The 19,949-nt window shown below is 66.3% G+C and carries 19 protein-coding genes; 15 read left to right on the top strand and 4 right to left on the bottom strand.

Features of this window, described 5'->3' with window-relative positions; genetic code table 11:
• Positions 1–79: 79 nt before the first annotated feature.
• Positions 80–1,252 (top strand): M20 aminoacylase family protein, encoded by a 1,173-nt coding sequence (locus tag M8744_RS01640; protein WP_251408386.1) that lies wholly within the window; start codon positions 80–82, stop codon positions 1,250–1,252.
• A gap of 73 nt (positions 1,253–1,325) precedes the next feature.
• A complete protein-coding gene (locus tag M8744_RS01645; RefSeq protein ID WP_251408389.1) occupies positions 1,326–2,489 on the top strand; it encodes a M20 aminoacylase family protein in 1,164 nt (387 codons plus the stop codon).
• On the opposite strand, the gene M8744_RS01650 is transcribed toward M8744_RS01645, so the two are convergent.
• From M8744_RS01650 to moaA, 3 genes are read right to left on the bottom strand one after another with little or no spacing between them, the layout of a single operon-like run.
• Positions 2,490–3,545 (bottom strand): glycosyltransferase family 4 protein, encoded by a 1,056-nt coding sequence (locus M8744_RS01650; protein WP_251408392.1) that lies wholly within the window; start codon positions 3,543–3,545, stop codon positions 2,490–2,492.
• Positions 3,542–4,831 (bottom strand): 3-deoxy-D-manno-octulosonic acid transferase, encoded by a 1,290-nt coding sequence (locus tag M8744_RS01655; RefSeq protein WP_251408395.1) that lies wholly within the window; start codon positions 4,829–4,831, stop codon positions 3,542–3,544. Before M8744_RS01655 ends, M8744_RS01650 begins: the two co-directional genes overlap by 4 nt.
• Complete coding sequence (gene moaA, locus M8744_RS01660; RefSeq protein WP_251408398.1) at positions 4,828–5,838, bottom strand: GTP 3',8-cyclase MoaA; 1,011 nt, start codon at positions 5,836–5,838, stop codon at positions 4,828–4,830. The genes M8744_RS01655 and moaA overlap by 4 nt, the downstream gene beginning before the upstream one ends.
• A gap of 83 nt (positions 5,839–5,921) precedes the next feature.
• On the opposite strand from moaA, the gene M8744_RS01665 reads away from it, so the two are divergent.
• Positions 5,922–6,410: a hypothetical protein gene (locus tag M8744_RS01665; protein ID WP_251408401.1), complete on the top strand. Its 489-nt coding sequence runs from the start codon at positions 5,922–5,924 to the stop codon at positions 6,408–6,410.
• Positions 6,411–6,472: 62 nt separating this feature from the next.
• On the opposite strand, the gene M8744_RS01670 is transcribed toward M8744_RS01665, so the two are convergent.
• Complete coding sequence (locus tag M8744_RS01670; protein ID WP_251408404.1) at positions 6,473–7,159, bottom strand: DNA alkylation repair protein; 687 nt, start codon at positions 7,157–7,159, stop codon at positions 6,473–6,475.
• Between the two features lie 141 nt (positions 7,160–7,300).
• Between M8744_RS01670 and M8744_RS01675 the strand changes: the two genes are divergently transcribed.
• The 12 genes from M8744_RS01675 to M8744_RS01730 all read left to right on the top strand — a co-directional run bounded on the left by M8744_RS01675 (position 7,301) and on the right by M8744_RS01730 (position 19,794).
• Complete coding sequence (locus M8744_RS01675; RefSeq protein ID WP_251408407.1) at positions 7,301–7,972, top strand: HAD-IA family hydrolase; 672 nt, start codon at positions 7,301–7,303, stop codon at positions 7,970–7,972.
• Positions 7,973–8,109: 137 nt separating this feature from the next.
• The gene (locus M8744_RS01680) at positions 8,110–9,303 is read left to right on the top strand and encodes a DegT/DnrJ/EryC1/StrS family aminotransferase (protein WP_251408410.1); all 1,194 of its coding nucleotides are present in this window, start codon (positions 8,110–8,112) and stop codon (positions 9,301–9,303) included.
• A gap of 171 nt (positions 9,304–9,474) precedes the next feature.
• Positions 9,475–10,638 (top strand): isovaleryl-CoA dehydrogenase, encoded by a 1,164-nt coding sequence (locus tag M8744_RS01685; protein WP_251408413.1) that lies wholly within the window; start codon positions 9,475–9,477, stop codon positions 10,636–10,638.
• Positions 10,639–10,669: 31 nt separating this feature from the next.
• Positions 10,670–10,960, top strand: coding sequence for a hypothetical protein (locus tag M8744_RS01690; RefSeq protein ID WP_251408416.1), 291 nt, complete (start codon positions 10,670–10,672; stop codon positions 10,958–10,960).
• Positions 10,954–12,519 carry an AMP-binding protein gene (locus M8744_RS01695; protein WP_251408419.1) on the top strand — a complete coding sequence of 522 codons (1,566 nt, stop codon included), beginning with the start codon at positions 10,954–10,956 and terminating at the stop codon, positions 12,517–12,519. Before M8744_RS01690 ends, M8744_RS01695 begins: the two co-directional genes overlap by 7 nt.
• Positions 12,516–13,103, top strand: a complete 588-nt coding sequence (locus M8744_RS01700; RefSeq protein WP_251408422.1) for a hypothetical protein — start codon at positions 12,516–12,518, stop codon at positions 13,101–13,103. Before M8744_RS01695 ends, M8744_RS01700 begins: the two co-directional genes overlap by 4 nt.
• Before the next feature lie 46 nt (positions 13,104–13,149).
• Positions 13,150–14,754: a carboxyl transferase domain-containing protein gene (locus M8744_RS01705; protein WP_251408425.1), complete on the top strand. Its 1,605-nt coding sequence runs from the start codon at positions 13,150–13,152 to the stop codon at positions 14,752–14,754.
• A 208-nt stretch (positions 14,755–14,962) separates the two neighbouring features.
• Positions 14,963–16,906, top strand: a complete 1,944-nt coding sequence (locus M8744_RS01710) for an ATP-binding protein (protein ID WP_251408428.1) — start codon at positions 14,963–14,965, stop codon at positions 16,904–16,906.
• A 211-nt stretch (positions 16,907–17,117) separates the two neighbouring features.
• On the top strand, positions 17,118–17,768 hold the full coding sequence (locus tag M8744_RS01715; protein WP_251408431.1) for a glutathione S-transferase family protein: 651 nt from the start codon (positions 17,118–17,120) through the stop codon (positions 17,766–17,768).
• Positions 17,761–18,615 (top strand): hydroxymethylglutaryl-CoA lyase, encoded by an 855-nt coding sequence (locus M8744_RS01720; RefSeq protein ID WP_251408434.1) that lies wholly within the window; start codon positions 17,761–17,763, stop codon positions 18,613–18,615. The genes M8744_RS01715 and M8744_RS01720 overlap by 8 nt, the downstream gene beginning before the upstream one ends.
• Positions 18,612–18,989: a hypothetical protein gene (locus tag M8744_RS01725; RefSeq protein WP_251408437.1), complete on the top strand. Its 378-nt coding sequence runs from the start codon at positions 18,612–18,614 to the stop codon at positions 18,987–18,989. The genes M8744_RS01720 and M8744_RS01725 overlap by 4 nt, the downstream gene beginning before the upstream one ends.
• Before the next feature lie 19 nt (positions 18,990–19,008).
• Positions 19,009–19,794: a crotonase/enoyl-CoA hydratase family protein gene (locus tag M8744_RS01730; protein ID WP_251408440.1), complete on the top strand. Its 786-nt coding sequence runs from the start codon at positions 19,009–19,011 to the stop codon at positions 19,792–19,794.
• The last annotated feature ends 155 nt before the right edge of the window (positions 19,795–19,949 follow it).

A 19,949-nucleotide genomic window follows, 5' to 3' on the forward strand; every position in this document is an offset into this window, starting at 1 on the left:
TTCGCGAGAGGCTGGATGGCGGCGCTTGTCGCGGCGGTTTGCCTGGGGCAATCTGCCCCGAAACAGAGAGGACCATGTGATGCCCGTAAGAAACCGTTTGGCCGAGATGCACGAAGAGATCACGGCTTGGCGGCGTGATTTTCATGCCCATCCCGAAATCATGTTCGACCTGCCGCGCACGGCCGGGGTCGTCGCTGAAAAGCTGCGCGCCTTTGGCTGTGACGAGGTGGTGGAAGGCATCGGGCGCACGGGCGTTGTCGGCGTGATCCATGGCAAATCCACCCGTTCGGGCAAGGTTATTGGCTTGCGCGCCGATATGGACGCGCTGCCGATGGATGAAATCACCGGGCTCCCCTATACCAGTGAAACGCCGGGCGCGATGCATGCCTGCGGCCACGACGGGCATACCGCGATGCTGTTGGGGGCCGCGCAATACCTGGCCGAGACGCGCAATTTCGACGGCACGGTGGTGGTGATCTTTCAGCCCGCCGAAGAAGGTGGCGGTGGCGGCCTGGAGATGGTCAAGGACGGGCTGATGGATCGCTGGGGCATCCAGGAGGTGTACGGCCTTCACAACATGCCCGGCACGCCCGTGGGGCACTTCGCGATCCGGCCCGGGCCGCAAATGGCCTCGGCCGACGAGTTCATCGTCGAGGTGGAAGGCCGGGGCGGCCATGCCGCCGTGCCGCACCAGGCCATAGACTGCGTGCTGGTGGGCAGCCAGATCGTCTTGGCGCTCAACGGGATCGTGTCGCGCAATGTCGACCCGGTGAAGAACGCGGTGCTGACGGTGGCGACCTTCCTGACCGAAAGCGATACCCAGAACATCATCTCGCACACCGTCAAGCTGCGCGGCACGGTGCGCTGCTTCGACGCCGATGTGCGCGACCTGGTCGAGGAACGGTTGAAGGCGCTGGCCACCGGCATCGCCGCCAGCCACGGGGCCGTGGCGCGGGTGACCTACAACCGGGGCTACCCGCCCACGGTGAACCACGAAGATCAGGCCGAATTCGCCGCCGATTGCGCCGAAGCGGTGGCCGGTGCGGCCAATGTCGACCGCAACACCCCGCCCGTCATGCCGGCCGAGGATTTCGCCTACATGCTCGAGGCGCGGCCGGGCGCCTATATCTTCCTGGGAAATGGCGACACGGCCATGTGCCACCACCCGGCCTACGATTTCGACGATGCGTCGATTCCGCTGGGGTGCAGCTGGTTTGCCGAACTGGTCGAACGGCGTATGCCGGTGGAATGACCGGCGTGGGCGCTGGACATTCCCGCGCTCTGCCACCACGATGCCGCCAATTCCAAACAGAGGAGCGTGCGCAATGCCAATCAAGAACCGTTTTGCAGAATTGCATGATGAAATCACCGAATGGCGCCGGGATTTGCATGAACACCCGGAGATTCTGTTCGATACCCATCGCACCAGCGCGATGGTGGCCGAAAAGTTGCAGGAATTCGGCTGTGACGAGGTGGTAACGGGCATCGGCAAGACCGGCGTTGTGGGCGTGATCAAGGGCAAAGCGACAGGCTCGGGCAAGGTGATCGGCCTGCGCGCCGACATGGACGCGCTGCCCATTCATGAGCAGACCGGGCTGCCCTACGCCTCGAAAACCGATGGCGCGATGCATGCCTGCGGGCATGACGGCCATACCGCCATGCTGCTGGGTGCGGCCAAGTATCTGGCCGAGACGCGCAATTTCGATGGCACTGTCGTGGTGATTTTTCAGCCCGCCGAAGAGGGCGGCGGCGGCGGCCGCGAGATGTGCAACGATGGCTTGATGGAACGTTGGGGCATCCAGGAAGTTTACGGGATGCACAACTGGCCCGGCCGTCCGCTGGGCAGCTTCGCGATCCGTCCGGGGCCGTTCTTTGCGGCGACCGACCTGATCGAGATCGAATGCGAGGGGCGCGGCGGCCATGCCGCGAAACCGCATGACACGGTGGATACCACGTTGATGGCCTCGCACCTTGTGACGGCGCTGCAATCCATCGTCAGCCGCAATGCCGACCCGATTGGAAACATCGTGGTGTCGATCACCAGTTTCGAGACATCGAGCAAGGCGTTCAACGTGATCCCGCAGCGCGTTTCGATCAAGGGCACGGTGCGCACGCTTTCGAACGAGCTGCGCGACCTGGCCGAGGAGCGGATGCAGGCGATCTGCGACGGGGTGGCGGCCACCTTCGGCGGCACGATCAAGCTGGATTATTTCCGCAATTATCCCGTCATGGTAAACCACGACGAACAGACCGAGTTCGCCGCCGAGGTTGCGCGCGGCGTCGCGGGGGAATGTGACGAGGCCCCGCTGGTCATGGGGGGCGAGGATTTCGCCTTCATGCTGGAAGAAAAGCCGGGCGCCTATATCCTGGTGGGCAACGGCGATACGGCCATGGTGCATCATCCCGAGTACAATTTCGATGACGAGGCGATCCCGGCAGGATGCAGCTGGTGGGCCGAGATCGTTGAAAAGCGGATGCCCGCGGGCTGATCAGCCCCGCGCCAGCAAATCGCGGTAGATCGCGGTGATCGCTGCGGCTTCTTGTTCGATCCGGAAGTGATCGCGCACGCGCCGCAGCGCCGACCGTGACCATTGCTCGAGGCGAGGCGGATCGCGCAGTATGGCGTCGGTGGCATGCGCCATCTGGGCTACATCGCCCGCGTCGATCAGCGCGCCGGTCTCGCCGTCGATCACCAGTTCGTCGAACGCACCGACGCGGGTTGCGATGACAGGCACGGCACAGGCCATCGCCTCGAGCGGCGTCAGCCCGAAGCCCTCCCAACGCTGGGGGGCGATATACAGATCAAGCGCCTGGTACCAGCGCGCCATTTCCCATACCGGCACCTCTGGCAGGAACAGCAGCCTGTCGGACATGCCCGCTTGCGCGACCCGTGTCTTGAGCCCCTGTTCAAAGCCCTGGTGTTTTTCCGTTGCGCGGCCCATGACGATTGCGGTGGCGTCGGGGTGATCGGGCAACACGCGCAGCATGGCATCGACAAAGGCATCGGTGCCCTTTTGTGCGCGGATGCGGCCATAGCAGCCGATGATCGGGCCGGTTTCGGGCAGGCCCAGGTCGCGACGCAGGGCGGGCTTGTCGTCTGCGGGGCAAAACCCGTCGGTGTCGATGCCGTGGCGGATCACGGTGGCGGGGCGTTCCAGGTATTTTGCCGTCTTTTCCGACGTGGCGATCACCGCATCCATGCGCCGGATCAGCCATTTCGTCAGCCCGGTATGGTTGCGTTGCGACGCCGAGGTGAACACCAGCCGCAGCCGCTTGCGCAGCAGGTGTTTCAGCGCCAGCCCTGCCAGCATCTCGATATTGCGGCGCGCGTGCCACACCCGCGCCCCCGACGGGCCGCGCCGCGACATCAGCAGCAGTTTGGACGGCGGAATTTGCGGCATCTCGGCGGGTAGAGCCGGCCCGGTGGTGGCGATGGCGATATTGCGCGCCTGCAAGGGCACAAGCCGGATCACCGTAGAGGTGACCCCCGACAGGCGCCGTTTGAAATTGGGCGCGATAACGTCGATCTGTGCGGGGTCTGTCATGGCGTCGCCTGTGCTGTGGGGGGCTCCAACGCAGTTGCCAATTGCGCCACCAGTTGGTCAAGCGCGCGCGCCTGCGCCGCGGCAAAAGCCCGCGCGGCGGTGCGTTCGGCGGCCAGCCTGGCGGGATGCGTCAGCAGCCCGTCGATAGCCCGCGCCAGCGCTTGGGCGTCGGCAACTTCGGTGGCGCCGCCAGCCTGTGCGAAATCGGCGTAAACCTCGGCGAAATTGGCATAAAGCGGGCCATGCAGGATCGCCGCGCCGGCATGTGCGGGTTCGAACGGGTTGTGCCCGCCCACCGGCGTGAACGAGCCGCACAGGCAGACGATGGGCGCCAGCGCATACCAAAGCCCTGTTTCGCCGAACGTGTCGGCCAGGTAGACCGCCCCGCCCGGGCCTTCGCCCCGGCTGCGGCGGGTCACGCTCAATCCGGCGTCGGCAATCAACGCCTCGATCCCGTCGGCACGTTCGGGATGGCGTGGCACGAGAATCAACAGCAGGTCGGGATGATCGAGCAGCAGCGCGCGATGCGCAGCGATCATGGTTTCATCTTCGCCCGGATGGGTCGAACTGGCCACCCAGACCGGCCTTTGGCCCAGCATATCGCGCAACCGTGCGAGGCCAGCCTCGTCGACGGGCAGGGGCCCGGCCACGGATTTCAGGTTCTGCCCGGCCGATGCCGCTTGCAGCCCCAGCGCGCGCAGGTGGTCGGCGGTGCGCCTGTCCTGGCAATGGATCATGGCAAACCCGCCCAGCAGCGCCTGCGCGGTGCGGGGCGCCCGGCCCCAGTTGCGCGCGGTTTTGTCGGAAATCCGCGCGTTCAACAGCGCGCGCGGGATGGCCATCTGGGCCAGCATGTCCAACAGGTTGGGCCACAGTTCCGACTCGATCAACACGACGGCATCGGGGTGCCAGTGGTCAAGAAAGCGCCGCAGCGCGGGGCGGCCGTCTATCGGGGCGAACTGGTGCAGGCTGCGGGGGGGCAGGCGATCGGCCACGATCTGCGCCGAGGAAACCGTGCCCGAGGTCAGCAGGAACGACCAGCCTGGTCGCGCCGTACCAAGGGCCCGGATCAGGGGCAGCGCCGACAGGGCTTCACCCACGCTGGCAGCGTGCAGCCAGACAAGCCGGCCCGCGGGCCGCGGCGCGCCGGCATGGCCAAGCCGTTCTTGCGCGCGCGCGCCCATTCCCGCGTCTGCCAGCTTGGCCCGCTCGCGCCGGGCGAAAAGCGGATAGGCCAAGGCCGACAACGCCGCGTAAAACGCCAGCGGCAACGGGCGACGGATCATCCCCCGGTGTGGCTCATGTGCCGGCTGACGCGCCCATCAACCGATTGGCGGGAATAGTCGAAGTCATGACCTTTTGGCTTGTGCGCGATGGCGGCGCGGATCGCCTCTTTCAGCGGTTCTTCGCTGTCGGGATGGTTGCGCAGCGGCGCGCGCAGGTCGGCCATGTCCTCTTGACCGAGGCACATGTAAAGCTCGCCGGTGCAGGTCAGGCGCACGCGGTTGCAGCTTTCGCAGAAATTATGCGTCAGTGGCGTGATGAAGCCGATTTTCTGGCCCGTTTCCTCCAGCCGCACATAGCGTGCCGGGCCGCCCGTGCGTTCGGCCAGGTCGGTCAGGGTGTAATGCTCGGCCAAGCGGGCGCGCAAATCCTTGAGCGGCCAGTATTGATCCAGCCGGTCCTCGTTGCCGATATCGCCCATCGGCATGACCTCGATCCAGGTCAGGTCCATGTCACGCTCCGCGCACCATTCGGTCATGCGCAGCAATTCGTCCTCGTTGAATCCCTTGAGCGCGACGGCGTTGATCTTCACCCGCAAACCCGCGCGCTGGGCCGCGTCGATGCCGCGCAATACCTGGGGCAGGCGGCCCCAGCGGGTGATATCGGCGAATTTCTTCTCATCCAAGGTGTCCATCGACACGTTCACCCGCCGCACGCCGGCGGCGTACAGGTCGTCTGCAAAACGGTCGAGCTGGCTTGCATTGGTGGTCAGCGTCAGTTCCTGCAGCGCGCCGCTGTCCAGGTGGCGGGTCATGTTGTCGAAAAACGACATGATCCCGCGCCGAACGAGCGGTTCGCCCCCCGTTATGCGCAGCTTTTGCACGCCCAGCCCGATGAAGGTCGAGCACATGCGATCAAGCTCTTCCAGCGTCAGCAACTCTTTCTTGGGCAGAAAGGTCATGTTTTCCGACATGCAATATACACAGCGGAAATCACAGCGGTCGGTCACCGAGACGCGCAGATAAGTGATGGCGCGCGCAAAGGGATCTATCAGTGGAGCATCTGTCATGGGATGGAACCTAAGCGCGGCAGGGTGCCGGGGCAAGTGGGATTGCGTTGCAGCGATCCGTCATTCGCCGTACCCTTGCAGTCATGAAGCATGGTCTCGTTACCGTTTTGATCGTCCCGCTGCTTGCCGGCTGCGCGTTGTTGCCCGAGCGGATGCAGCGCCCCGCGCCCTCCGCCGAAACCGCCAGCGGGCAAACCCGGCCCGTGGCGCGGCCCGACGCCCCGGCCGAGCGTTCGCCGCGCGCCGGTGCCCGCACGGCCGAGGCGTTGGACACAAGCAGCGCCGAGGAACGCGCCACCGCGTCGGAACCGGCCACGCCGGAAATGCGCGACCTTGGCCGCACGGTGGCCTCGCTGGGCGATCCGGCGCGGTCGGGGTTCTGGTTGGAAACGCCGCTTGTGCGCAGCGCGGCGACGGGCCGGGTGGAATACCAGGGCAAGAGCGCCCGGGTCGACCTGATCCCGATCGACGGCCCCCCCTCGGGCGGCAGCCGCCTCAGCCTTGCCGCGATGCGCCTGGTTGGCGCACCGCTGACCGGGTTGCCCACGGTCGCCGTTTTCGCTGACAACTGACCGGGCGGTGAGATCCTGAACCAAGATTTCACCCGCTGCCCTTGCGGCAAGGAAAGCGCACCTTACCGGGGTGGCAGGTGTTTCTCGGCCTCTTTACGGGCAAAGGGTTTCATGTAGCGGCCATTTTCGGCCATGAAGGCGCGCACGCGGTCGGGGTCGTGTTTCGACAGGTCGCGCAGCCACCATGCCACCGATTTCTGGATGAACCAATCCGGGTCGCGGACATAGGCATCGGCCCAACCCAGCACGCGTTCGCGGATCGCGCGCCCGGCCTCGGACGGGTGGTTCTGTTTTGCGAAAGGCAAGGTGACGACCATCGCGGCGCGGCGGGTCCAATGGCTTTGAGCGTGGGTCCAGCTTTCGACGGTTTCGATGCGTGCCGGATCGGCCACCAGGCGTTTCTGCCCGGCCGTCATGGCGTGATCGGCGATTGCCCAACTGTCGAAATCGGGCACCCAGGACATGATCAATTCCCAGGCGGCATTGTCATCGGGGCGCATGCGGGCCTGCGTCAACAGTTTGGCGGCGGCCAGTCGTGCCTCGAAAATGTCGGTCTGCCACAGCGCATCGGCCAGGGCCACGCGCGCGGGCCCGGGAAGGGCCTTTCGCCATGCCTTGGTGATGTCGTTCAACGCCGGGTTCGGCACGCCAAGGTAGCGGCGCGGTGCCTTGTGATAGGCGGCCATGCCTTCGGCCCGGCCGGGTTCGGCGGCTGCTTCTAGCTGGGCGAGCGCCTCGTCGCGGGTCATTGCGGTATCACCGGAGCCTGGGTCATGGTGCGTATCCCTTCCTTGTGGCGTCCGGCCGTTATAAGGGCTTGCACCCGCGACGCAAGCGGGGCACGGATCGCCCCGGATGATTTGGGCATTGCGGCACGGGAAGGGCGCGGCATGGGCACGGTGATTTTCGATCTGGACGGCACGTTGGCTGATACCAGCGGCGACTTGATCGCGGCGGCCAACCATTGCTTTCGCGACATGGGGCTGGGTGATCTGCTTGATCCGGCGGGGGATGCGCTGACTGCGTTTCACGGCGGGCGCGCGATGCTGACGCTGGGCTTGACCCGCGCGGGCCATGCCGACGTGGCAGGCCAGGTCGGGCGGTACTACCCGGTGCTTTTGCAGGCATATGGCGACGCGATCGACGTGCACACCAGGCTCTATCCCGGCGCGATGGAGGCGGTCGCGGCCCTGCAAGCGGCCGGGTACCGCGTGGGCATCTGCACCAACAAGCCCGAGGCTCTGGCCGATACGCTGCTGCGCCGGCTGGGGGTGCGCGACAGCTTTGCCGCGCTCGTGGGGGCGGATACGCTGCCGGTGCGCAAGCCCGACCCCGCGCCGCTGGCCGAGGCGGTGTCGCGCGCGGGCGGAGACATGCGACGGGCCTGCCTGATCGGTGACACCGATACCGACCGCCAGACCGCGCGCGCGGCGGGTGTGCCCTCGGTCCTGGTGACGTTCGGGCCATCGGGCGATGCCGTTCTGGCGCTGAAGCCCGAGGCCCATATCGGCCATTACGATGAATTGGCCGGGGTGGTTGCAGGGCTTTTCGGCCCGGCCTAGCCGGATTTCGGCGTGGCGTCCCCCCCCGTTGCGCGCCCCCTTGCACGCGGTTGGGGAACGATGCTCGATGCGCGCGGTGCTGAAAAACTGGCGCCACGACATTGACCTGACCGTGGGGTTGGCGCATCTCTTGCGCCATGACCGAGGTGTTCAAGGGCAATTTTACCCAGCAGGAACCGATCCCCGAGGCGGCGATCGAGGCGGCGCTGCGCGTCATGCGTTCGGGGCGGTTGCACCGCTACAACGTGGCCGAGGGCGAGCCGGGCGAGGTGGCCCTGCTGGAACAGGAATTCGCGCAGGCGATGGGGGTGAGCTATTGCCTGGCCGTGGCCTCGGGCGGCTATGCCTTGTCTTGTGCCTTGCGGGCACTGGGCGTCGGACCGGGCGACAAGGTGCTGACCAACGCCTTTACGCTGGCGCCGGTGCCGGGGGCGATTGCCAGCGTCGGCGCGGTGCCGGTTTTCGTCGGCGTGACCGAAGACCTGGTGATTGACCTTGACGACCTCGCTGCCAAGGCGGGCGAGGCCGATGTGCTGATGCTCAGCCACATGCGCGGGCACCTGGCCGACATGGACCGGCTGATGGAGATCTGCACCGCCGCCGGCATTCGCGTGATCGAGGATTGCGCGCACACGATGGGCGCGCGCTGGCGCGGGCGGTTGTCGGGCACCGACGGGGTGATTGGCTGCTATTCGACCCAGACGTACAAGCATCTGAACTCGGGCGAGGGCGGGTTGCTGGTTACCGATGATGCCGAAGTCATGGCGCGGGCGGTGATGCTGTCGGGTAGTTACATGCTGTACGACCGGCATATTGCCGCACCGGGGCCCGAGGTGTTCGAGCGTATCCGCTATGACATGCCCAACATCTCGGGGCGGATGGACCATTTGCGCGCCGCCATTCTGCGCCCGCAACTGCGCGACCTTGCCACGCAATGCGACCGCTGGAACGCGCGGTATCGCGCGGTCGAGGACGGGCTGCGCGACACGCCCGGCCTGCGCGTGGTCGACCGTCCCGAGGAAGAGTATTTCGTGGGGAGCTCGATCCAGTTCCTGTTGCTCGACTGGGCGCCGGCCGCCGTGCAAGAGGTGCTGCGCCGCTGTGCCGCGCGCGGGGTCGAGCTGAAGTGGTTCGGCGGTGCCGAGCCGGTTGGCTTTACCAGTCGCTATGACAGCTGGCGCTATGCCCCGTCCACCGCGATGCCCGCGACCGATCGGGTCCTGGCCGGGTTGATCGACATGCGCCTGCCGCTGACCTTCAGCGTCGAAGATTGCCAGGTGATCGCGCGCATCATCCGCGCCGAGGCGGGGGCCGTGTTCCAGAGCGGATGAGCCGTTGCGCGGCGCTGCCGCGGGTTGGTCCGGGCTTGGGGCCCCTTTTTCCGAATGGTTCCGGCCAGTCCAAGGCGGATCAGGCGGGCCGCGCGCAAGCGGCTTGACCCGACTCGCGCTTTGGTGTCCTTTAATGAACAAGTGTTCAATAAACTCTCCGGAGGGGCCGGCATGTTCAATGCAACGATGAAGTTCGACCTGGGCGACGATGTGAATGCCCTGCGTGAAATGACGCACCGCTGGGCGCAGGAGCGCATCAAGCCCCTGGCCGCCGAGATCGACAAGACCAACGAATTCCCCCCCCACCTGTGGCGCGAGTTCGGCGAGATGGGCCTGTTGGGGGTGACGGTGGACGAGGAATACGGCGGGGCGGGCATGACCTACCTTGCCCATACCATCGCGGTGGAGGAGGTGGCGCGCGCCAGCGCCAGCGTATCGCTGTCTTACGGCGCGCATTCGAACCTCTGTGTCAACCAGATCAAGCTGAACGGCACCGAAGAGCAGAAGCGCAAGTACCTGCCCGGGCTGATCTCGGGCGAGAATGTCGGTGCGCTGGCCATGTCCGAGCCAAGCGCCGGGTCCGACGTGGTGTCGATGAAATTGCGCGCGGAAAAGCGCAACGGGTATTACGTGCTGAACGGCAACAAGTACTGGATCACCAATGGCCCCGATGCCGACACGCTGGTGGTCTACGCCAAGACCGACCCCGAGGCCGGGCCGAAAGGCATCACCGCCTTCATCATCGAGAAGGGGTTCAAGGGCTTCGCCCAGGGGCCGCATTTCGACAAGCTGGGCATGCGGGGCAGCAACACCGGCGAGCTGATCTTCGAGGATTGCGAAGTGCCCTTTGAAAACGTGCTGGGCGAAGAAGGGCGTGGCGTTGCCGTTCTGATGTCGGGGCTGGATTACGAGCGCGTCGTGTTGTCTGGCATTGGCACCGGCATCATGGCGGCCTGCCTGGACGAGGTGATGCCCTACATGGTCGAACGCAAGCAATTCGGCCAGAGCATCGGGAATTTCCAGTTGATGCAGGGCAAGATTGCCGACATGTACACCGCCATGAACAGCGCGCGCGCCTATGTCTACGAGGTGGCGAAAAGCTGTGACCGGGGCGAGGTCACGCGCCAGGACGCGGCGGCCTGCGTGCTATATGCCAGCGAGGTCGCGATGACCGTGGCGCATCAGGCCGTGCAGGCCCTTGGCGGTGCCGGATTCCTGAACGACAGCCCGGTCAGCCGCATTTTCCGCGATGCCAAGCTGATGGAAATCGGCGCGGGCACCAGCGAAATCCGTCGTATGCTGGTGGGGCGCGAATTGATGGGGGCAATGCAGTAGGTCCGGCGCGGGGGCGGCGATGATCTCGGCCATGCGCATATGGGCCCCGGTGGCCGCGCTTGTCGCCCTGGCGGGGGTGCTGGGCTGGCTGATGGGCGCACGCAGCACGGCCCCCAATGAAACCGCCGTGATCGCGCGTATGGCCGCGCTTTATGCCGAAGAGGGCGGGCAGATCAGCGATTGTGCCGCGCGCCCGGCGGCGAGCGACGGGCTGTGGTTGGTGGTGCGCTGCGCCTGTGATGGCACGGTACATGAATATTTCGTGGACGATTTTGGCCGCCTGGCGCATCGTCGGGTCGAGGGGGATCTTGCGCAATGCTGACACCCGCGCCTGACTACGCCGCGCTGTGCGATGGGTTCGCATGGGACATGCCCGAGCGGCTGAACATGGCACACCAGGTCTGCGATGGCTGGGCGGTGCGCGATCCGGGGCGCGTTGCGATCATCGACGTGACCGATGGAATCCGGCGGCAGATCAGCTATGGCGAATTGTGGCGCCTGTCGCGACGGGTGGAGAACGCTTTGCTCGAGCGGGGCGTGATGCGTGGTGACCGGGTGGGCGTGCTGCTCAGCCAGTCGTTCCTGTGCGCCGCGGCCCATATCGCGGCTTGGCGGATCGGGGCAATCAGCGTGCCGCTGTTCAAGCTGTTTCGTGGCGAGGCATTGGGCGCGCGGCTGGATGACAGCGGTGCGAGCGTGGTGGTGACCGACGACGACGGGGCCGCGATGGTGCGGGGCATGGGGCTGGCCGTGATCCGCCAGCAGGATCTGCCTGACAGCACGCAGGCCAGCGGCGGGGTCGAGACCGGCCCCGACGATCCGGCGGTTCTGATCTATACCAGCGGCACCACCGGCGCGCCCAAGGGGGCGTTGCATGGCCACCGGGTGCTGACGGGCCACCTGCCGGGCGTCGAGATGAGCCATGATTTCCTGGGCCAGCCAGGCGATTGCCTGTGGACGCCGGCTGACTGGGCCTGGATCGGCGGGTTGTTCGACGTGCTGATGCCGGGCTTGGCGCTGGGTGTGCCGGTCGTGGCCGCCCGGATGGAGAAATTCACGCCAAAGGGTGCCACGCGCATTGTCGACCAGGGCGGTGTGCGCAACGCGTTCTTTCCGCCCACCGCGTTGCGGATGCTCAAGGCCGCCGACTGCCAGGTCACCGGGCTGCGCAGCGTGGCAAGCGGCGGCGAGCCGCTGGGCGCGGAAATGCTGGACTGGGGCCGGGGAGCCTTTGGCTTGACGATCAACGAGTTCTACGGCCAGACCGAATGTAACATGGTCGCCAGCTCCGCCGGGGTGCTGTTCGACCCGCGCCCCGGGTTCATTGGGCGCCCGGCACCGGGGCACCGAGTCGCGGTGATCGATGCGGCGGGCGACATCACCGATGGCGAGGGCGATATCGCCGTGCGCGCGGGCACCCCCGCAATGATGCTTGAATACTGGCGCAAGCCGCAGGCGACGGCGGAAAAGTTTCGCGGCCAATGGATGCTGACGGGCGACCGGGGCGTGATGGAGGATGGATTCATCCGCTTCGTGGGACGCGAGGATGACGTGATAACATCCGCTGGCTACCGTATCGGCCCCGCCGAGATAGAGGATTGCCTGCTGACGCACCCGGCCGTGGCCACGGTGGGCGTGGTGGGCAAGCCCGACCGCCTGCGCACGCAGATCGTCAAGGCCTACGTCGTGGTCAAGGAGGGTGTTGGCGCCGATGACGCGCTGGCAGACGCGCTCAAATCATGGGTGAAAGAACGCTTGGCCGCGCATTCCTACCCCCGCGAAATCGCCTTCCTGGACGTGCTGCCGATGACCGTTACCGGCAAGGTCATCCGCAAAGATTTGAAAGCGCGTGCCACCCAAGAGGCGGAGGGCGAGGCATGAAGAAAACCATGCTTGCCGCCATCGCGCTGGCGCTTGGCGCCTTGCCGGCACTGGCCGAAGACGCCGTGCCCGAGTTCGACACCTGCATCGACATCGCCGCTGCCCGGTTCGAGCGCGAATTGTCCTGGCACCGGGCAGGCCCGTTTGCCGAGCGGTTCGGCGTAGGAGACGTGTTTCATTTTCACCATTGCGGCGAGCTTGGCGCGTGGCATTGTGCTGCCACTCCGGCGCCCGCCGCCTGCCTGGCCGCTCTGGTCGATCGGCAGAACGCGTTGCGTGATGCCGTGCTTGAAACATTGCCCGCGCCCGAAACCGTGGCGGGGCTGCGCGGGGTCTGGTCCGATCAACTTTATCCCCGGATGCGAGTGTTGGCGCAGGGGAAATCGGCGGGCCCTGACTGTGCCGGCTTGCCCCAAGGTGAGGCCCTGCGCTGCGAGGTGCGCGAGGCCGCGCTGAGCCTTGGTATCGCGGCGCGGGCCTGGTTCCTGGCGCGCTACCTGGGTGCGGCGCCCGATGCTATCACTGCCGGCTGGGCCGGCCTGCCACCGCCCACGCGCCCCCGCGCGCGCGAAGACCTGGAATGAACGCCGCACAAAGCGGCGCCCCCGCAGATAACAAGAAGGACACGCCATGAAACTGCAATCGCAAGCCTTGCCCTCGTCCGCGCAGTTCCAGCAAAACCGCACCGGCCATCTCGAGGCGCTGCGCATCGTGCAGGAGGCCGCCGAAATGGCCGCCGCGGGGGGCGGGCAAAAATCGCGCGACCGGCATTTGAGCCGGGGCAAGATGCTGCCGCGCGAAAGGGTGGCCAACCTGCTTGATCCCGGCGCGCCCTTTCTGGAAATAGGCGCCACGGCGGCGCATGGTCTTTACGATGGCGCGGCGCCTTGCGCGGGCGTGATCGCGGGCATCGGGCGTGTCAGCGGGCATGAATGCATGATCCTGTGCAACGACGCGACGGTTAAGGGGGGCACCTATTACCCGATGACCGTCAAGAAACACCTGCGCGCGCAAGAGATCGCGGAAGCGAACAACCTGCCCTGTATCTACCTCGTCGACTCGGGCGGCGCGAACCTGCCCCAGCAGGACGAGGTATTCCCCGACCGCGACCATTTTGGCCGCATCTTCTTCAACCAGGCCAACATGTCGGCCAAGGGAATACCCCAGATTGCCGTGGTAATGGGCAGTTGCACGGCGGGCGGCGCCTATGTGCCCGCCATGTCGGACGTGACGATCATCGTGAAAGAGCAGGGCACGATATTCCTGGCCGGTCCACCGCTGGTCAAGGCTGCCACGGGCGAGGTTGTCAGCGCCGAAGACCTGGGGGGCGGCGACGTGCATACGCGCCTGTCGGGCGTGGCCGATTACCTGGCCGAGGATGACGCCCACGCATTGGCGCTGGCCCGCCGCGCGGTCAGCCACCTGAACCGGCGCAAACCCGAAACCGTTGACTGGGCCAGCCCCGAGGAGCCTGCCTATGACCCCGATGAAATCCTGGGCGTGGTGCCGGCCGACCTGCGCACGCCCTACGATATCCGCGAAGTGATCGCACGGGTGGTCGATGGCTCGCGCTTTGACGAGTTCAAACCGCGTTTCGGCGAAACGCTGGTCACCGGCTTTGCACATGTCAGGGGCTGCCCGGTGGGGATCGTGGCCAATAACGGCGTGCTGTTTTCCGAGGCGGCGGTCAAGGGCGCGCATTTCGTCGAGCTGTGCAGTCAAAGGCGGATTCCGCTGGTGTTCTTGCAGAACATCACCGGCTTCATGGTCGGCCGGAAATACGAAAACGAAGGTATCGCGCGCCACGGCGCCAAGATGGTGACGGCGGTGGCCACCACGTCGGTGCCCAAGATCACCATGCTGGTGGGCGGCTCGTTCGGTGCGGGCAACTACGGCATGGCCGGGCGGGCTTACAGCCCCCGGTTCCTTTGGACATGGCCCAATTCGCGTATCTCGGTGATGGGCGGCGAGCAGGCGGCGGGCGTGCTGGCAACCGTGAAGCGTGACGGGATCGAACGGGCGGGCGGTGAATGGTCGGCCGAGGATGAGGCCGAGTTCAAGCGCCCCACCATCGAGATGTTCGAGGAACAATCCCACCCGCTTTATGCCAGCGCGCGGCTTTGGGATGACGGGATCATCGACCCGCGCAAGACGCGCGATGTGCTTGGCCTCAGCCTGTCGGCGGCGCTTAACGCGCCGATCCCCGAAACGCGCTTTGGCGTGTTCAGGATGTGAGGATGAAGATTCCAATGATTTGCCACGCCAATGATCTGGGACGGCCCCCCGCTGCCGGGCGCAGGTCGCGCACGCGGGCGCCGATGCCCTGGGTGGCGCGCTGGTCCGATGTGGTCGGGGCGTTGCGCCTATTTTGCTTTGGGCCAATTCCCCTAAGACCGATGCGGAAACAGGAAACAACAGGGGCGCATGACAATGGGAGAGGCGGATGTTTGACAAGATCCTGATTGCCAACCGGGGCGAGATCGCGTGCCGCGTGATGGAAACCGCACGGGCGATGGGGCTGCGCACCGTCGCTGTCTATTCCGATGCCGATCGCGATGCACGCCACGTGGCGCTGGCTGACGAGGCGGTGCATATCGGCGGCCCGGCGCCCGCCGACAGTTACTTGCGTGGCGACACGATCATTCGCGCGGCGTTGCAAACCGGCGCGGCGGCGATCCATCCGGGCTATGGGTTCCTGTCGGAAAACCCTGATTTCGTCGACGCGATCGATGCGGCGGGCCTGACCTTCATCGGCCCCTCGGCCGACGCCATTCGAAAGATGGGGCTCAAGGATGCCGCCAAGGCGTTGATGGACAAGGCAGGCGTTCCCGTCGTGCCGGGCTATCACGGCGCCAACCAGGACCCCGAACACCTGTCCGGCGCGGCGGATGCCATCGGCTACCCGGTGTTGATCAAGGCCGTGGCGGGCGGCGGCGGCAAGGGGATGCGCCTTGTCGAACGGCCAGCCGATTTCGCAGATGCGCTGACCTCGGCGATGGGCGAGGCCCGCACGGCTTTTGGTAACCCCGACGTGTTGATCGAGAAATACATTCAGCAACCGCGCCATATCGAGGTGCAGGTGTTTGGCGACGGGGAAAGGGCGGTGCACCTGTTCGAGCGCGACTGCTCGCTTCAGCGGCGCCACCAGAAGGTCATCGAAGAGGCCCCCGCGCCGGGCATGACCGGGGAAATGCGCGCCGCCATGGGGGCCGCCGCCGTGCGCGCCGCCGAGGCAATCGGGTACAAGGGGGCGGGCACGGTCGAGTTCATCGTTGACGGCTCGGACGGGCTGCGCGCCGACGGGTTCTGGTTCATGGAGATGAACACGCGGCTTCAGGTCGAACATCCGGTGACCGAAGCCATTACCGGGGTCGACCTGGTAGAATGGCAGATCCGCGTGGCGTCGGGCGAGCCGCTGCCCGCCGCGCAGCGCGATCTGGCCATCACCGGCCATGCCTTCGAGGCGCGGCTTTACGCCGAAGACGTGCCAGCGGGCTTTCTGCCGGCCACGGGCACGCTGTCACACCTGGCCTTTCCGGCGGATGCGCGCGCCGATAGCGGCGTGCGGACGGGCGATGCCATTTCACCCTTCTACGACCCGATGATCGCCAAGCTGATCGTGCATGGGCCCACTCGCGCGGTGGCGCTACGCAAACTGGCGCGGGCCTTGCGTGGCACGCGGGTAGCGGGCACCGTGACGAACCTTGCCTTTCTAGGGGCGCTGGCCGACCACGCCGGGTTCGCGACGGGTGAGGTTGATACCGGGCTGATCGCGCGCGATCTTGATGCGTTGACAGCGCAGCCCGCGCTGCGCCCTGAAACCGTCGCGCAGGCCGCGTTGGAGGCCGCCGGGATCGGGGCAGGGCCATTGACCGGGTTTACACTCTGGCAACCGTTGAACCGCGCGCTGGTGCTGCGCCAAGGCGAAGAAGACCTGCCCGTTACCTTGCGCGTTCAAGGCCCCGACCGCGTCGAGATCGTGCTGTCCGGTGCCACTGTATTGGCCGAGCGGCGCGGCCAGGCCTGGGTGTTCGATGGCAAGCCCGCCGCAACCGCCCAGGTGGAGCCGGGCCGGGTGACCGTCTTTGCCGATTATGGCCGCAGCTTCGACATCATCGATCCGCTGGCACGCGCCGCCGCAGCCGGGATGGGCGACGCGGTGACGCTTGCGCCGATGCCGGGGCGGGTCGTGTCGGTGCATGTGGCGGCCGGGCAAACGGTGGCGGCGGGCGATCGCCTGGCCGTGCTGGAGGCGATGAAGATGGAGCACACCATGCTGGCCGCCCGCGACGGCGTGATCGCCGAGGTGCTTGTGGGCGAGGGCGACCAGGTCGAGGCGGGCGCGCCGTTGATCCGGCTGGAGGACGCAATGGAGGAAACGGCTTGATCGCAGCCGCGCCCTTGAGCCCCCGTGCACCGCGCGCCAAGCCTGGGCATTGTGGCAGGATGCCGGTTCCCGACGTTCCCGGCGGCGGCCGGTGCCCTTCGCGTGGTCTGGCTGCCCGCCCAGGGATCGCGGATTTGCATGTGCAGGGTTGGAAACGCTATTGCCTGTGTTGCAGCGGGGCAAGCAAACGCGCGCGCAAGGAGCCATCGCAATGATCATCCTTCATCACATACCGCAAAGCCGCTCGATGCGGGTGCTTTGGCTGCTCAACGAGCTTGAGGTCACGTTCGGTATCGTGGCGCATCCGCTCGATCGCAGTTTGCGCGCGCCCGGCTTCCTTTCGTTGTCGCCCGCCGGCCGGGTGCCCGCGCTGGAAATCGACGGCGAGCGGATGTTCGAGGCGACCGCCATCATCGAATACCTGTGCGAACGCTTTCCCGAACGCGGGTTGGGCCGCACCCCGGACGACCCTGATCGCATGGCATGGCTGGTGTGGTTGCATTTTTCGGAAACCGTGACCGGCAGTGTCGATATTCTGCACCGTGGCTGGGCGGCCGGGGCGGGTGAGTTGATGCGCGACGAACTGGCCCGCCTGCGCGTGGCCTATGACGCGATAGAGGCGCGGTTATCGACACCGCTGGAAAACCGCGATTACCTGCTGACCAGCGGCTTCTCGGCCTGCGATATCGCTGTGGGCCAGGCGGTCTATATGGCCCGGCATTTCCTTGAGCCGGACGATTTTCCCGAACTGGCCGCCTGGTACGCGCGTATCACCGAACGCGACAGTTTTGCCGAGGCGCTGCCCGCCGAGGGGGCCGCACGCTTGTTCATGCAAGAAAGATACGAGGTGCCGGATGGCTGACAGGGTCGAAATCTTCGAGGTGGGCCCGCGCGACGGGTTGCAGAACGAGAAACGCCAGATTCCCACCGCAGACAAGGTTGCGCTGGTCGATTGCCTGAGCGCGGCGGGGTTCCGGCGGATCGAGGTGGCCAGCTTTGTAAGCCCCAAATGGGTGCCGCAGATGGCCGATAGCGCCGAGGTTATGGCCGGTATCGCGCGCGCCGAGGCGGTTCGATACGCGGCGCTTACCCCCAACATGAAGGGGTTGGAGCGGGCGATTGCCGCGCGGGCCGACGAGGTGGCGATTTTCGGCGCGGCCTCCGAAGGGTTTTCCAAGGCCAATATCAACGCGACCATCGCCGAAAGCCTTGCGCGTTTCGCGCCGGTTGCGCAGACCGCGCGAGAGGCGGGGCTGCCGGTGCGGGGCTATATCTCTTGTGTCACGGATTGCCCCTATGACGGGCCTGTGGCGCCGGAAAAGGTGGCCGAGGTCGCGGCGCGGCTGGACGCGATGGGGTGTTACGAGATCAGCCTGGGCGACACGATCGGGCAGGGCACTCCCGCGCGCATCGCGGAAATGCTGGATGCCGTGCTGGACGTGGTTCCGGCCGGCCGGCTTGCGGGCCATTACCACGACACGGCGGGCAGGGCGTTGGCGAATATCGAGGTTTCGCTGGACAAGGGGCTGCGCGTCTTCGATGCCGCCGTGGGGGGGCTGGGTGGCTGCCCCTACGCGCCGGGTGCTGCCGGCAATGTCGCGACCGAGGCGGTGCATGATCGCCTTGCCGTCCTGGGGTTCGATACCGGGCTTGACCGCGACGTGCTGTTGCGCGGCGCAGACATGGCAAGGGCGATGCGCAGCCCATGACGGTGCAGATCGCCCATCTTTACGCCACGCTCTGCCTGGGCGCGGTGTTTTTCCAGGTGGCATTGATCGCCGGGTTGCCACTGGGCGAATGGACGCAAGGCGGGCGTCATCCGGGTGTGCTGCCGTGGCGGGCGCGGGCGTTGGCGGCGCTGTCGATCAGGGTGCTGGTATGCATGGCGCTGGCCGTAGTCTCGGCCGCCGGGTTCGCGGGCGGTTTCTGGCCGCGCTGGACGGGCTGGGCGGCGGTTCTGGTGACAGCGGCGCTTTGCGCGCTGAACTGGGTCTCGCGCACGGCCCCCGAAAGGGCCGTATGGGGGCCGGTCAACTCGATCATGCTGGCGCTGGCAACCTACGTGATGGTTGTCGGGGGTTGAAACGGAAGGAACAGGAAACATGGAACGGCTGGTAACGGTTGAACGCGATGCGCGCGGGGTGGCGACCCTGTGGATGGATCGCGCCGACAAGCATAACGCGCTGTCGGGTGAGATGATTGCACAGATGCGCGCGGCGGTGGATGATCTGTCGGCGGACGACACGGTGCGCGTGGTCGTGCTGGCGGCGCGCGGACGCACGTTTTGCGCGGGCGGTGACCTGGCCTGGATGCGGGCACAAATGGTCGCCACCCCGCGGGAACGTGGCGAAGAGGCGGGCAAGCTGGCATGGATGTTGCAGGCGCTCAATACCCTGCCCAAGCCGTTGATTGGCCGGGTGCAGGGCAACGCCTTCGGTGGCGGGCTGGGGATGGCCAGTGTTTGCGACGTGTGCATTGGCACGCCCGAGGTGCAGATGGCATTGACGGAAACCCGGCTGGGGCTGATCCCGGCCACGATAGGGCCTTATGTCTGCGCCCGTATGGGCGAGGCGCGGGCGCGGCGTGTTTTCATGTCGGGTCGCCGTTTCGGCGCCGACGAAGCGGTAGAGCTTGGCCTCCTGGCACGCGTGGTTGAGGCCGACCAACTTGATACCGCCATCGAGGCGGAGGTTGCGCCTTACCTGTCTTGCGCGCCCGATGCGGTGGCGCGCGCCAAGGCGCTGCTGCGCCGATTGGGCCCGGTGATCGACGAGGCCACGATCAGCCATACCATCGACGAGTTGGTGGCCTGTTGGGAGGGCGACGAGGCGCCCGAGGGCATCGGCGCCTTTTTCGACAAGCGCAAGCCGGGCTGGGCGGCCGGTTGATCGCCCGCGGCGCGCGTTGCGACAAGACGGGTATGGTTTGCGCACACTCGCGTGCTACCCTTCGGATAATGCGGCAATCCCAACGACTCGGGGTTTGCCGCAACGCAGAAAAACGCTGGGTCGGCGCAGAAAAATTTTACCTTCGGGCCGCTGCG

It is taken from the genome of Lutimaribacter degradans (assembly GCF_023703375.1).
GTDB classification, from domain to species: Bacteria; Pseudomonadota; Alphaproteobacteria; order Rhodobacterales; family Rhodobacteraceae; genus Lutimaribacter; species Lutimaribacter degradans.